The organism is Desulfotignum phosphitoxidans DSM 13687 (assembly GCF_000350545.1).
Lineage (GTDB): Bacteria > Desulfobacterota > Desulfobacteria > Desulfobacterales > Desulfobacteraceae > Desulfotignum > Desulfotignum phosphitoxidans.
Genome location: NZ_APJX01000002.1, coordinates 307,366 through 321,599 on the forward strand (window position 1 = coordinate 307,366; position 14,234 = coordinate 321,599).

A 14,234-nucleotide genomic window follows, 5' to 3' on the forward strand; every position below is an offset into this window, starting at 1 on the left:
ATGAAAACCGTTTTGATCGTGGATGACACCAAGACCAATATTGATGTACTGGTCCAGGTCCTGAAGGGGGATTACAAGATCGGGGTCAGTCTCAACGGCAAGGATGCGATTCAGTTTGCCAGAACCCATCACCCTGATCTGATTCTTTTGGATATCGTCATGCCCCAAATGGATGGGTTTCAGGTTTGCCGCAAATTGAAATCTGACCCTGAAACCAGAGATATCCCGGTGATTTTTATTTCCGCCGTAGACAATCCGGATCATGAAAAAAAATGGGTCAAATGCGGGGGGGCTGATTATATTACCAAACCGTTTAAAAGCCGAGACATCAAAAAAAAGATCAATGCACATATCAGCCGGACCTGAAGACTGAACCATGACCGGGGATTCTGATAAAAGAAAGATAAAAGCACCAATGGAAAACAAGGATTATCCTGGAAAAATACTGCATGGAAACTACAGCCATGCGTTGAAAACCCATGTCAAAGAAAATATCAGCCGGCTGATTGCCTTTGAAAAGACCCTGACACCGGTCATCCCTTATCTGTCCGCCTGGCAGGAGCAGGAAAATGCCATGTGGTACGAGTTCGCCGGCCAACGGTTCAGCGATCTGATGGGGTGTCCGATACCGGATCTGGCAGATGTTTTCAAAAACCGGATTGTGGAACGGCGGGTTTATGATTACCAGGATGACAATCATCATCAGATCCAGCCCCGGCGATTGCGGCAACCCGAACTGACAGGTTCCCGAAAAGGGCTTCGAAAACAGGGTGAAAAAAAAGGGCAGGTGGAAGCCATATATAAAGTGCAGCTGGCCGATGGTGACATTGCATGGCTTAAAGATCAGGCCACGGTCACGGCCTTCAAACAGGACCGGATTCATGTCTCTTCCGGATGTCTCACCCTTGTGACCAAGGAGATGGAGGCGGAAGAGGCGTTGAGAAAAGCCCAGCAGATGCTCAGGGAAAAAGCCCGGGCACTGAATCTGGCCAAAAAAATTCAGGAAGAAAACGCAGCCCGGCTGTCCGGTGCCATCAAACAGGTGGAAGCCGCCAGAAAAGAGGCGGAAAAAGCCAACAAGGCCAAAAGTGAATTTTTAGCGGTCATCAGTCATGAGATCCGGAACCCCATGAACGGGATTGTGGGTACCTGTGATCTGATCATGGCGGATGATCTTTCCCGGCAGCAGACCGAATACCTGGAAATCATCCGGAGTTCCGCTTTTTCTCTGCTGGGGCTGATCAACGATATTCTTGATTTTTCAAAAATTGAAGCCGGAAAACTGGAATTCCAGGAAGTCCTTTTTAATGTCCGGGATGTGGTGGAAGATGTGTCGGATATTTTTCTGGAAATGATCACCCGGAAGAATCTGGAACTGATCGTGGATATTGATCCGGATGTGCCTGAACAGGTGATGGCGGATCCCATGCGGCTGCGTCAGATACTCATCAACCTGATCTCCAATGCGTTGAAATTTACCCGGCACGGAGAAATCATCATTCGGGTGGAACCGATACGTTGTGAAAATGCCGTGATCGAACTGGGTTTCCGGGTGACGGACACGGGGATCGGGATTGCGCCGGAACATTTTGATCATCTGTTTGAATCGTTTACCCAGATCAACGATGCCAAAACCCGGGAATATGGGGGAACCGGCCTGGGTCTGGCCATCTGCCGCCAGATCGTTGAAATGATGAACGGTACCATCGGCGTGGACAGCCAGCCGGGGCAGGGCAGCACCTTTTACTTTAACGTCCCGTTCAAACATGAGATGCAATCCCGGAAAGACCGGACACAGACATCCGCGGAATTTGAATCGTATTCAGCCCTGGTTGCCGTGGAAAACCGGTCCGGCCGGCAGGCCCTGGTTCACCTGCTTGAATCATGGGGGTTTGACGTCACTGCCTGCAAGACGGCTTCCCAAGCCGTGGATCTGATTTCTGCATCACACCATTCCGCTTTATTTCATCTGGTAGTGATGGATATGGGGGTGACGGATCTTGAAGATCCGGCTGTTTTCAAGGACGTGAAATCCATGGTCGAATCTGTGGATCTGTCCATCGCCCTGACCCGGATGGGCAAAAATGATGATGTAAACCGATCCAGGGACTTGGGGTTCATCCGGTCCATGAACAAACCCGTGAAACAATCGATTTTAAAAAATGTGGTGCAAAACACATTCCGCAATACCCACCGGACACGGCCAGATCCCCTGCCGGCAGAAAAAAATGACGCAACCTTTTCAAACACCCGGATTCTTCTGGTGGAAGACAATGCCATCAATCGTAAAATCGGCTCGGAAATGCTCCGCATCGCTGGCGTGGCCGTGGATACAGCCAATAATGGTCTTGAAGCCATTGAAAAGGTGCAGAAAAACGATTATGCGGCCGTGCTGATCGACATACAGATGCCGCATCTGGACGGAATTGAAGCGTCCCGCATCATCCGGCAGCAGTTTTCCAAAACCCGGCTGCCCATCATCGCCATGAGCGCCCATGCCAAGGCAGACAACTGGAAAGCCTGTCTGGAAGCTGGGATCAATGATTACGTTCTCAAACCCATCAGCAGAAATGTGCTGTTCACGGCACTGAAAAAACAGATCGGTCCGGGTCACCCATTTTCGGTTCCTGAATCGGTTTTTCCTTGTACACAACCACCTGCACCGCCAGAGACGGATACAAAAAACCTGCCGGGCCTGGATATTGAGGACGGCCTGGAACGGCTGGGAGGGGCAGCGCCTGTTTACGCGGAGATTTTGTCTGATTTCTGTCACACCTACACCGGGTTTCACCAGGAAATGAACGCGTTGATCAACCGATCCGATTTCAAAGCCGCGGCGGATTTGAGCCATTCGCTCAAAGGTGCGTCCGGCAATGTGTCTGCCATGGCCCTGTTTGAGTCCGTGAAAGCTTTGGAGCAGGCATGCCGGCAGAAAAATGGTCAAGATGCTCAGTCCCTGCTGGGGCAGGTCCGGGAGGCCTATGAAACCGTGTGCCGGTCTGCCAAACAGTTCTGTGCACAGATCAACGCCTTTAAAAAAGAGGAGAAAACCGATACGTCTTGTTTGTCCACCGATGTTTCGGTGGGTGAAATCAAAGACCTGGCCCGGTCTTTGATGGACAGCCTTGACCAATGTGATCCGGTTGTTTCTGAAACCCTGGTCCAAAAATTAGCACCCTTGGTCCATGACACATGGAAAAAAGAGATGACACATTTGACAGCGGCGGTTAAAAATTATCAGTTTGAGGATGCGAAAAAATATATGACACGGCTCATGGAAAAAGCAGGTGACTGGAAATGAGCAGGGAATTGAGATTCATGAAAACGATCAATGATTGTATGATTCTGCTGGTGGATGATACCAAATCCAACGTGGATGTGCTGGTGAACGCTTTGAAAGGCATGTATAAGCTGGGGGTCAGTCTTAATGGCGAAGAAGCGATCCGGTTTGTGAAACAGAATCTGCCGGATTTGATTCTGCTGGACATCGTCATGCCCGGCACGGATGGATTTGACGTGTGCCACCGGCTCAAAGCCGATCCCCGAACCCGGGACATTCCCATCATCTTTATCACGGCCATGGATGATCTGACCCATAAAACCAAGGGGTTTGATGTGGGGGCCGTGGATTATATCACCAAACCCTTTGATATCACCGAGGTCAAAGCCCGGGTCAAAACCCATCTGACCCTGAAACTGGCCGGGGAAGCGTTGAAAAATCAGAATGCCATTCTGGAAGAGATGGTCCGGGAACGCACCAAAGAACTGCGAAAAGCCCAGATCGAAGTGATCAACCGCCTGGGGAAAGCCGCGGAATACCGGGACCAGGACACGGGCACCCATATCAACCGCATGAGCAAATACTGCCGGCTCATGGGCAAGGCCCTGGGGCTTTCCCGGGAAGAATATGACCGGCTGGACCTGGCATCCACCATGCATGATGTGGGGAAAATCGGCATTTCCGACAACATCCTGCTTAAACCCGGAAAACTGGACACCCGGGAATGGGAATCCATGCGGTCCCATACCCGCATCGGTGAAGAGCTGCTCTCCGGCGGCACATCCCAGCTGCTGGAGGTGGCCAGGATCATTGCCATGACCCATCATGAAAAATGGGACGGCACCGGATATCACCAGCATCTCAAAGGCAAAGACATCCCTATGGTCGGCAGAATCACCTGTATTTGCGATGTGTTTGATGCCCTGATTTCCAGACGTCCCTATAAAGACCCGTGGCCTGTGGATGAAGCCCTGGCGGAAATCAAAAAAGGCAGCGGCGTGTTTTTCGATCCAGAGCTGGTGGAGGTCTTTCTGTCTTTAGAGCCGGAAATCCGAAAAATCGTTGCCACCCATCAGGACTAAGCCATGACCGGATCCTGTCATGGCAAGTTCGGGTGAAAAGGTGATTTATCTTGTGTTTACCGAGAATTTTTTTTAGGATGAATCATATTTTTGAATCTTGAGAATGTCTGGAGAGTCATGATACGACACAGCATCATACCGGTTTGTTTGTTTGTCTTTTTTTTGAGCGCCACCGTGTTTGCGTCCCAGGAAAAACAATTGTTTGACACAGGGGTCGACCATTTAAAGCAACAGCGATACGAGGCTGCCATCGAGGTATTCACTGAGCTGATCGAACTGAATCCCGACAATCCGGATGCTTATAAAAACCGGGGTGTGGCGTATATGAAGCTGTCTCAGTATGATTTGGCTATTCATGATTTTGAAAAGACAAAGCAGATGATGCCGGATTTGAAAGGCCTGCACAGCAACCTGGGTGTGGCCTGGTATTATAAAGGCGAATACGAGAAAGCCATTGCCAATTACAACAGCGAAATCGAATTTTCCCCGGGCAGCCATTATGCGTATTTCAACCGGGCTATCTGCTGGGCCGAACTCAAGGAATATGACAAAAGCCTTGATGATATTGCACAGACCCTGACACTGGTACCGGATTTTTATCTGGCCCATTGCCTGAAAGGGGATCTGTATATGGATCTTGAAAACATCGAGGCGGCCCGGTCCGCCTATGAAAAAGCTGTGGAAGTGGATCCTGAAGAGGCGTATGCCAAAGCGCAGCTGGAAAAATTAGGCCCGGCCCCGGAAGCCCGGGAGACGGTGGGAACCGATACTCCGGCGCCGGCGGAACCCACGCCTCCGACCGGGCAAGGTTCAGAGCCGACAGAAGCCGCGCCTCCGGCAGAACAAACTCCGGAGCCGACTGAAACTCCGGCCCCGACAGAGCAAACAGCTGAACAGGCCGTGACGGAATCAACGGCAGAGGCGCCTGAAGAAAAAATAGAAGAAAAAATTTCAGAAAACAAAACGCCTGATCCTGAATTCGAAATTCAGACCGGGGCGTTCCAGGTCCGGAAAAATGCCCTGGATCAATTGAATAAACTGCACGCACTAGGCTATGATGCCCGGATTCTGGAACTGACCCGTGCCAACAAGGTAACCTGGTATCTGGTAAGAATCGGTACCTTTGTGGATCATGACTCAGCAGTCCGGGACATGGCCGAATTTGTCGAAAAAACTGGTATGAAAGCCTATGTGAGGCCCTGGAACCGGTTTTGAATCCCATGTCCGGCAGATGGATGGATGAGTTTTGCGATACCTTGGGCCGGGGAAGCCGGCAAATGGGATTTGACCTCACCCCGGTTCAGGTGGAACAAATGGCCTGCCATGCAGCCCAGCTGGAAAAATGGAATCAGCATGTCAATCTGACCGCCATCAAAGGCCCGGCCCCTCTGGCGCACAAGCATTTTCTGGATGCCGTGGCCATTCAACCCTATATTCGCGGCAACAGCGGGAGATGGATGGACATGGGCACGGGCGGTGGATTTCCAGGGCTGCCCGTGAAACTGCTCAATCCAGGCATCCGCATGGTGCTGGTGGATGCCTCCCGAAAAAAAATCCATTTTCTCAAACATGTGATCCGGATGCTGAAACTCGACGGAATTGATGCGATCCATGGGCGGGTGGACGATTTACACCATGACCCGTGGTTTGTGGGACGGTTTGACGGAATCCTGTCCCGGGGAGTGGCCGACCTCGATCGCCTGGCCGGTCTGGCAGCCCCTTTGCTGGCGAAGGAAGGAATCCTCTATGCTTTGAAAAGTCCGGGCGCCCGAGAGGAAATCACGGATGCCCTGGATGAAAAATTTTTTATCCAATGGGATGACTATGAGTTGCCGGATGGCAAAGAAACACGATCTCTGGTTCGATTGACGTTAAAACAAAAAAGTTCCTGAATCGTTGAAATTCAGGAACTTTTTATCAGTCTGTCAGGTATGTCTGAAATAACACCAAAGGGTATATTTTAGAGCACCGTCACATTCTTGGCAGAAGGCCCTTTCTGACCTTCTTCGATGTCAAATGACACCCGGTCCCCTTCGTTGAGGGACTTGAAACCGCTGGAATTAATGCCGGAGTGGTGTACAAATACATCTTTTCCACCGCCTTCAACTTCGATGAAACCAAACCCTTTTGAGTCGTTAAACCATTTTACAATACCATTTGCCATGTCGGCGCTCTCCTGTAATAAAAAATAAAAAAAATCTGTTTGCTTTGGGGTGCGCGCCCAAGTAGAATCGGGAATACACCTTAACGGCGAAAACAATCCGTCAGCATTTTCAAGCTGATTGACCGATTATAGTTGCCTGTCAGCAAATGTCAAGCGTTGTTTGTCAAAATATCCGGGAACCCTTGATCATGGGGAAATTTTTAGATATATTTTGTTTTTTACTTGTAGGTTTTTTTGCGCTGGATTGTTATTTTTTGTCGTGTGTTTTTAAAGAGATTATAACCAGTTAACGCTATGCCCGGGAGTTGTTTCATGAAAAAATGGATTTGGATAATGATGATTTTGTCGATTTTAACAATTCCAAAAGAAAGTCCGGCCAATTACCTTATAAAACTCAATAACGGTGGCAGGTTTATTACCAATACATATTGGGTGGAGGGAAATACGATAAATTTTTTCAGTGGGGGCGGAATCGTAGGGATTCCCAAAAACCAGATATCCACCATAACTGATTCTGAATCCCCGGTCCCAAAGGAACTAAAACAAGTTGAACCTTTAAAAGGGGACTCCTCTGAAAATTATCAGGAAATCGAAAAGTCGGATGAAGGAGACAATGATATTAATAAAGAATCGGAAGATTTGGATTTTAAAGAAAAGGAACAACAATTAAGAAACACTTTTTTTAAAATCAAAGCAGAAAGAGACGATCAGACCCATTTTTTTAATACAGCGAAAGAGCAAAAAGACCAGGCGGCACAAGATGTTGCCTGGGAACAGTTAAAACAACTGAATGTGCAACAAAATCAGTTGAAACAGGAAGTTCAGGAATTATTCAATGGGTCTTTGCCGGAATGGTGGAATTGAGTCATTATTGGTGGGGTTATTGCATCTCCCATGACACAAGGGACAACTCATTTGTGTTGGTCAGTTCATACTTGTCTGTCAATGCCTCATCAAAAAAAAGTTCCCCGCTGTTGCGAATGGTAATATCACTGCCCCAGATAGCGCCATAAATGGCGGAACTGTTTTTCATATCAATCTCAGCATAAGGGGCATAAATTATGCCGGTAAATTCACTGCCATGGTGCATGACAATTTTGTCAGGCGAATTGGAATAAATTGCAAAATCAGTTGTTTTCCCACTTTTGTTTACAATAGAACTGTTTTTTGCATCAAAAATTGTACCCCCACTCCCGCTGGCATCATCCAGAAAAATATTGACAGGGCCAGAGGTTGTGTCAATGACAAGATCAACGCTGTTTTTTAATTCAACGCTGGTGAAATAAAAATTCGATCCACCCGGTTTTCCTGTTAACGTGACGGTGTCTCCACTTTTAGTGGTTATTGATGTGCCAAGGGGAGTTGTGACACCTTTACTGGTTATTGAACCATATGTAATATCATTGTTATCGTTATTGGCACTGGAACTGTATGTTGTGGGATCATACTTTCCACCGGTTGTAACCCCCAAGGGGTCTGGATCAACTCTGTCTTGCAGATTTGGGGCAGTGCCGGTGAAGACAGACCCGCTTTTGATATCATATGTCCCTTGAGTTCCTGTTGTATCTTTACCGACAACGCCGTTGCCATCAATTAGAGCCCCGGTTTTGGTGATCAAATTTTCATTTGATCCGATATCCGCCTTTCCGGTTTTTTCAAAATTGGGATCATTGGGGTCACTGATTTTGGGATCTGGGTTATCACTGTCATAACTTTCAGTCGCCCCACTGTTTTTAACCTCCATTTTTTTATCGCCAAATGCGGCAAAGCTGAACGGTTTTATCACATTTTCGATAAAGGTAGCCTTGATTGTCACCTGGGCATTTTGTGGCGCAGTTCCAGTACTGGTGATCTCGTATAGGTCTGGACCGGATAATCGAATATCTGAAATACTAAAGGAAAAATTGCTGGGTATCCCATAAGAATAGGAAACGGGTTCGTCCTCGTCAGTGGGAAGGACATCGGCTGTGCCATTTTTTAAATCATTTTCAATACAGGCAAGGGTATATTGCACACCCGCATCCGCATTATAAAATGCCATTTTCTGGTGTTGAACATGACCGGTAATTTGCTGTTCAGTGTTGGAAATGTTCAAAGATGTTATGCCGACAATACTCAATGCGGACATAACCATCAAGGCCAGGAGCATAACACTGCCCTTCTGTTGTTTTAATATTTCAATACAGTGATCTTTTTTCATGATATCTGCCGCCCACTCTTCAATATTTTTCCATTTTTGATATTCCTGATTTCACCCTTATACATCTTGAGCAACATACTCTTTTTTCATTAAAAATCAAAAGGAGCTTGAATTTGAGAAAATCAATCGGGATTATACATGATGTAGCGTAATGTTACACTCTTTGCTCCCCACTTGTCATCCCATGTCGCTGTAAGGACAATGGTTTTGGTTCCTGTGACAGGTGAATCACCTGTCACTGTCCACGTGAGAATAATAGAACCTTCCGTGGCAGATCCGTCTGTCGCCGCCGAATAACCATTGGAAATGAGGGTATCCATGTGTTTTGAGGCATAGGAAACCGCCTCGGTCCTCAAACGGGCGGATTGATTTCCCTGTATGGATGTGACCTGCATCCCGGTGATGGCCAGAATACCAATGGCAAATACCGCCATGGCAACGAGCACTTCAATCAGCGTAAAACCGCTTTTGTTGTTCAGTTTTGAGTGGGCAAGCGCCTTAAAGTTCATTATATATAACCTAAACTCTGACATGATCGGTTATTCAAAGGTCCAGATTGCGACAATAAACAGTGGTTTCCAAATTACGTACTATTGTTTCTCCACCACCTCCGACTGTTTCAGACACTTCTAACTCAATAGTCACTTTATTGCCTGAATATGCGAATGTCAAAGCGGTAACATTGTTGATCAATGATTGTGAGCTTTCACTGGCCGTGCCTTCATATAGAGTTCGTTTTAATTGCCCTGATGAAAGTTCGTAAGTGATTCTTTCAAAATCAGAATTGTTGATAATCCCGTCAGCATTCCTATCTGCTGTTACCTGAATTTTCCCGGTTTGACTGACAGCAATGGATGCGCCGGAAGTACCTAAAGGATCATAGCCCGCCATTTGAATGTCCTGAGCCATCAATTCAAGTCCTGCCCGCACACTCTGAACTGCTGCTACAGTCGTTTCCTGGATAAGCGCCGTTTTACTGGATGAAATAAAAAAACTGTACACCGCAGCCATCAGAAAGCTGGCGATTGTCATAGCAACCATCAGTTCAATCAAAGAGAAACCAAATTGATTGTTTTTTTGGAAGTTCATTTTTCTATGTTTCCATTCGTATACGTCCGACAGCATTAACTATAATCTTTATACTTTTACCATCACTACGTGAAATCGTTACTGAGCCTGCACCCATATAACCAGTTTTATGGAATATTGCCTTATTCCCTGTAAAGGTAATTGCAGTTAGAGATATCCCGAAAGGGAAGTCGACATCCTTAAGCACCTGTTCAGTGGAATCGACAACGCTGTTTTTATTTGAATCAATAAAAATGATATAACCAGAAGATGAAAACAAGACTGTCACACCATCCGTATCAGGATTGGCTTTGATGGCATGCATTCGGCTCATGGAAAGATCTGTCATAAGGGTCTGGCTGGTAGTTTTTAATCGCGATGAATGAACCCATTCCATATAATTTGGCACCGCAATTGTGACCAATGTTGAAATGATGGCAATAATAGTCAATAATTCCAACAAAGTGAATCCGTTATCGATTCGAATTTGAATTGCTGCCCTTTTTTCCATATATCGATCCCTTGAATTAATGAGCGAGATCTTAAATTTTAATAATTTAATGCCAATGTGTAATTTATGTCAATGATTTAAATAGTGTTTTCGGTATAGTTAATCTGAAAAAATACATTATATATGCCACCACCTGGCCGGAATCCAGCCAGGCAGTCTTCGCCAAACCGGGGGCACAGTCCGTGAAATTTTACACATCCCAGGTTCTGATTCCCCATTGAAGTGTCTTGAGCCGGTCAAAATCATCGGCTTTTACCAGAATCTGTGACCGAATCAAAGATTCAGGCCAGTCGTGCTTCTTTGCCACCTGCTGGATTGTAAAACCTGTCAAAAAATTGCTGTTTACCCATTTTGCCAATCCTGGCATTTTGAGTAAACGGCGTGATATCCTGCATAATCCAACCCCTCATTCTTGCTTTTTGTATTGTTTTTTCGTATGGTGATTATAATCACAACCCAATCCTTATTAATTCGACAAAGGAGAAAACGCCTATGCCCGGAATGAAGACCACATATCCCCGGGTGAACCGCAGCAGTGGATTCACTCTGGTGGAACTGATGGTCGTGGTCGCCCTGATCGGCATTTTGGCGGGCATTGCCGTTCCCAACATCCTTGCAAACCTGCCCACTTTCCGGCTTCATTCCGCGGCCCGGCAGGTCATGACCGATCTCAACTATGCACGGGGCCGGGCTGTTTCGTTGAACCAGAAGTACCGGGTTAAATTTGATGTGAATACTGATATATATGAAATTGAGAAAGAAGATGAATCAACAGATCCCAGCACCTGGATTTTAGAAAAATCGTTGAGTCACCTGGCGGAAGACAAGATCGATGTCGTAACTTTGACCCGGAACCCGGTGGATGCAAACCCCACTGGTACCATGACCCAGACAATGATCAAGCTTCAAAATTCAAAAGGGCAATCCCTTGAGATTACGACCTCCGGTGTGGGGGGGGTAGAAAAAGGACCCATAACCAATTAATGGCGGATCAATGACTGAAAATACCCTTCAGAACGAGAACGGCTTCACTTTGCTGGAAGTGCTTTTTGCCCTGGTTATTTTTTCCATCGGACTGCTGGCCGTCAATGCCATGACCACCATGGTGATCAAAAGCAATTACATGAGCAAAAATTTGACCACGGCCGTTCATCTGGCCCAGAACAAGCTGGATGCACTCAATGCGGGGCCGTATGCTGATGTTGACAATGCCGGTTTACCTGATGAATTAGATCTGGATGCACAAGAAGTGGCAGGTGCCGGTATTTTCGACCGCAGTGTCTCTGTGACAACCAGCACTGCTCCGGATTATAAGACAGTGGAAGTGATCGTTTCCTGGTCTGACCCTGATCTGCGGAAAGTGGCCATGAAGACCATTATTGCCCAATGAATAAAAATCGTTTGCCTATCGGAGGCCCGGACATGCCAAAATATCGACGGAAAAACGCCCCTTCGGGATTCACTTTGATTGAGATTCTTGTGGCTCTGGCGATAACGAGTATACTGGTTACGGCTATTTATCGTTTTTTTATCGGCCAGCACCATGCCTACACGGTCCAGGATCAGGTGATCGAGATGGAACAAACCGCCCGGGTCGCCATGGACATGATCCGGCGGGATCTTCGAATGGCCGGGTATCATGCCATGGGGGATGATCTGATCAACAATTTGTCCGATTTTGTCCCTTCGTCTTTCATTCCTGCATATCCGGTCACCGTCAACCTGGATGCAAACCCGAAAATTTCCGAAGGGTCGGGAACAGACCCGGATGTGATCACGTTTCTGTCTGTTTTGCCCACCGACAACAATCCAACGACCCTTTCCGCCGCTGTACCCCCAGGGAGCAACCAGATAACTCTGGATCTTACAGATGATTACAAGGTCGGTGACATGATTCATATCGGGACCGGTTCTGAATATGCCACCGTCACAGCCATCTCGGGCAGCACCCTGACCATCGACACCAATCCGGCCGATGCCGCCGGCAGCCAGGGGATTGCCCGGAACTATGCCGCCGGCACTCCTGTCGGAGAAATTTATGTGGTCAGTTACGCGGTGTTCAATGATGACAACGATCCTTCATTTGATTATCATGATCCGGGACATCCGGTATTGAAAAGAAAGGTCAATGATGTCGGATTCATGACCGTGGATACGCCCGTGATCGAAGACATCGTGGCCGAAAATATCACGGACATGCAGCTGAGTCATCTGGGGTCCGGAGAAATTGAGGTGATTCTGTCTTCCCGGACGGACCGGGCGGATCATAAATTTCAAAGCAATGGCGGGTATCGAACTTATACCGCCAATGCCAGAATCAAATCTCGTAATACAGCCAATGTGGTTGTGGGAACCGATTGTGATGTGCCAGCAGCGCCTACCAATCCGGTGCTCACTGGGCTGAATGATACCTATCCGTGTAAAATTCATATCACCTGGGATGCGGTCACCGGTACCGCCGGGTGTGAGGTATTCAAGTATATCGTTTATTATGGTACCACTTCCGGTGCCTATGCCTACAATGTCGATGTGGGGAATGTGACCGCATATACACTGGACGTAACTGCCCTGAAAGCCTGCACCTATAACGTGGCAGTGGCTGCGGTTAACGATGCAGGAACCGGTCCGAAATCGGCTGAGCAGTCCATTACAGATACGCAGGCTCCTGCCATGCCATCTGGATTCAGTGCGGAAAATATCAACGGGGTTGAGAGAAAGGTGACCCTTTCCTGGAATATGAACACGGAATGTGATCTTCAGGGGTATAATGTGTTCAGCAGATCTGATTCAGTATCCGCGGTACCTGTTAATACTACCATTATTTCCAAGTCATTCACAAATTATTCAGATAGCAATTTCATTTCCATTGACTGTGATACGTATCATTACAGTATGGAAGCGGTGGATTTTTGTCCCAATTCCAGCGGCGCCACCACTGAGGTGTCAGTTTCTCCCACAGCACCGGCCCCTCCCACAGGCGCGGTTTTTTCCACAACCGGTACCACAGACACCATTTCCTGGATATTGTCTGCGGATGATTTCGAGGTGGGTACACTGAACTATATTGTCGGATACCAGATTGTCGGATACCAGGTGGATGATACAGCGCCGACAGAAACCACCCCTGAAAGCCTGGGAGCCGGCACAGATACCTGGACCAGTACATCTCCTAACGATTATTATGATGTGAGTGCCATTGATGCATGTGGAAATAAAAGTGCGGCCCTGCGCATCTCCTCGGCCTGTTCTCAGTTGCCGGTCATCAGTATTGTCAGTCCAGTGGGTGACGCGACCGTATCCGGCACCATAAACATTGACGGGACAGTTACCCTTCCGGGGGAGCGAACCCTCGCCAGTATCAAGCTGAAAATTGACGATGAGCCGTGGGTTGCAACTGGAAATATCAGCCCCTGGGGTGAATGGGACACCACTCAAGTGGTAAACGGCGATCATACGATTACTATCAGGGCAACCGACAGTGAAGGGTGTTATGTTGAAGAATATATCACTGTGACCGTTTCAAACGAACTTTCTGTTACACCACAAGTGTTTTGTACACTTTATACATGCATTGATCCGCCGGCAGACCCTGCCAAAGGTGATAGCTATATTAATTTAGTGGTGTATGTGGATGATCATGAAGGGAATCCGGTTTCCGATGCATCGGTGGAAGCGAATATTAAGTTTGGATCGGGAAGCGGTTCTAAAGATATCCCGGCAACGGGTGTAGCGGGATATTACGGGGGGGGAGATACCGCTGCCTGCACTTTGAATTCAGATGATCCTGATGCGCAGATTCCACCCACTGGCTTGGCTATCAAAACTAAATCAACGTATAAAAATAATCAAATTCCGGAGATTGAAATTAAGGTCACAAAGACAGGTTTTCTGGGATCCACCTGCAAAATAACACCAACCGCGGAATAATA

14 protein-coding genes are annotated in these 14,234 nt (G+C 47.4%); 9 read left to right on the forward strand and 5 right to left on the reverse strand.

What is annotated here, in order from left to right:
- From DPO_RS05940 to rsmG, 5 genes are all read left to right on the forward strand, one after another.
- Positions 1-366, forward strand: coding sequence for a response regulator (locus DPO_RS05940; protein WP_006964847.1), 366 nt, complete (start codon positions 1-3; stop codon positions 364-366).
- A 49-nt stretch (positions 367-415) separates the two neighbouring features.
- Entirely contained in the window at positions 416-3,301 is a 2,886-nt protein-coding gene (locus tag DPO_RS05945) for a hybrid sensor histidine kinase/response regulator (RefSeq protein WP_160166895.1), read from the forward strand.
- Between the two features lie 17 nt (positions 3,302-3,318).
- The gene (locus tag DPO_RS05950; RefSeq protein ID WP_040011658.1) at positions 3,319-4,362 is read left to right on the forward strand and encodes a response regulator; all 1,044 of its coding nucleotides are present in this window, start codon (positions 3,319-3,321) and stop codon (positions 4,360-4,362) included.
- A gap of 117 nt (positions 4,363-4,479) precedes the next feature.
- Complete coding sequence (locus DPO_RS05955) at positions 4,480-5,577, forward strand: SPOR domain-containing protein (RefSeq protein WP_006964850.1); 1,098 nt, start codon at positions 4,480-4,482, stop codon at positions 5,575-5,577.
- 62 nt (positions 5,578-5,639) lie between these two features.
- On the forward strand, positions 5,640-6,254 hold the full coding sequence (rsmG, locus tag DPO_RS05960) for a 16S rRNA (guanine(527)-N(7))-methyltransferase RsmG (protein WP_006964851.1): 615 nt from the start codon (positions 5,640-5,642) through the stop codon (positions 6,252-6,254).
- A gap of 68 nt (positions 6,255-6,322) precedes the next feature.
- Here rsmG and DPO_RS05965 read toward each other — a convergent pair whose 3' ends face one another.
- Positions 6,323-6,526, reverse strand: coding sequence for a cold-shock protein (locus tag DPO_RS05965; RefSeq protein WP_006964852.1), 204 nt, complete (start codon positions 6,524-6,526; stop codon positions 6,323-6,325).
- A 312-nt stretch (positions 6,527-6,838) separates the two neighbouring features.
- Here DPO_RS05965 and DPO_RS05970 point away from each other — a divergent pair, with 312 nt between their 5' ends.
- A complete protein-coding gene (locus DPO_RS05970) occupies positions 6,839-7,390 on the forward strand; it encodes a hypothetical protein (protein WP_006964853.1) in 552 nt (183 codons plus the stop codon).
- Positions 7,391-7,406: 16 nt separating this feature from the next.
- Here DPO_RS05970 and DPO_RS05975 read toward each other — a convergent pair whose 3' ends face one another.
- The 4 genes from DPO_RS05975 to DPO_RS05990 form a co-directional block, all read right to left on the reverse strand.
- Positions 7,407-8,726, reverse strand: coding sequence for a pilus assembly PilX family protein (locus DPO_RS05975; protein ID WP_040011600.1), 1,320 nt, complete (start codon positions 8,724-8,726; stop codon positions 7,407-7,409).
- 122 nt (positions 8,727-8,848) lie between these two features.
- Positions 8,849-9,235 (reverse strand): type IV pilus modification protein PilV, encoded by a 387-nt coding sequence (pilV, locus tag DPO_RS23740; protein ID WP_006964855.1) that lies wholly within the window; start codon positions 9,233-9,235, stop codon positions 8,849-8,851.
- Positions 9,236-9,269: 34 nt separating this feature from the next.
- The gene (locus DPO_RS05985; RefSeq protein ID WP_006964856.1) at positions 9,270-9,815 is read right to left on the reverse strand and encodes a PulJ/GspJ family protein; all 546 of its coding nucleotides are present in this window, start codon (positions 9,813-9,815) and stop codon (positions 9,270-9,272) included.
- 4 nt (positions 9,816-9,819) lie between these two features.
- Entirely contained in the window at positions 9,820-10,305 is a 486-nt protein-coding gene (locus tag DPO_RS05990; RefSeq protein WP_006964857.1) for a GspH/FimT family pseudopilin, read from the reverse strand.
- A gap of 492 nt (positions 10,306-10,797) precedes the next feature.
- Between DPO_RS05990 and DPO_RS23745 the strand changes: the two genes are divergently transcribed.
- Genes DPO_RS23745 through DPO_RS06005 form a run of 3 tightly spaced genes read left to right on the forward strand, consistent with a single transcriptional unit; the run spans position 10,798 to position 14,232 of the window.
- Complete coding sequence (locus DPO_RS23745; protein WP_006964859.1) at positions 10,798-11,289, forward strand: GspH/FimT family pseudopilin; 492 nt, start codon at positions 10,798-10,800, stop codon at positions 11,287-11,289.
- 10 nt (positions 11,290-11,299) lie between these two features.
- Positions 11,300-11,695: a type IV pilus modification PilV family protein gene (locus DPO_RS06000; protein WP_006964860.1), complete on the forward strand. Its 396-nt coding sequence runs from the start codon at positions 11,300-11,302 to the stop codon at positions 11,693-11,695.
- A gap of 32 nt (positions 11,696-11,727) precedes the next feature.
- Positions 11,728-14,232, forward strand: coding sequence for an Ig-like domain-containing protein (locus DPO_RS06005; RefSeq protein ID WP_006964861.1), 2,505 nt, complete (start codon positions 11,728-11,730; stop codon positions 14,230-14,232).
- The last annotated feature ends 2 nt before the right edge of the window (positions 14,233-14,234 follow it).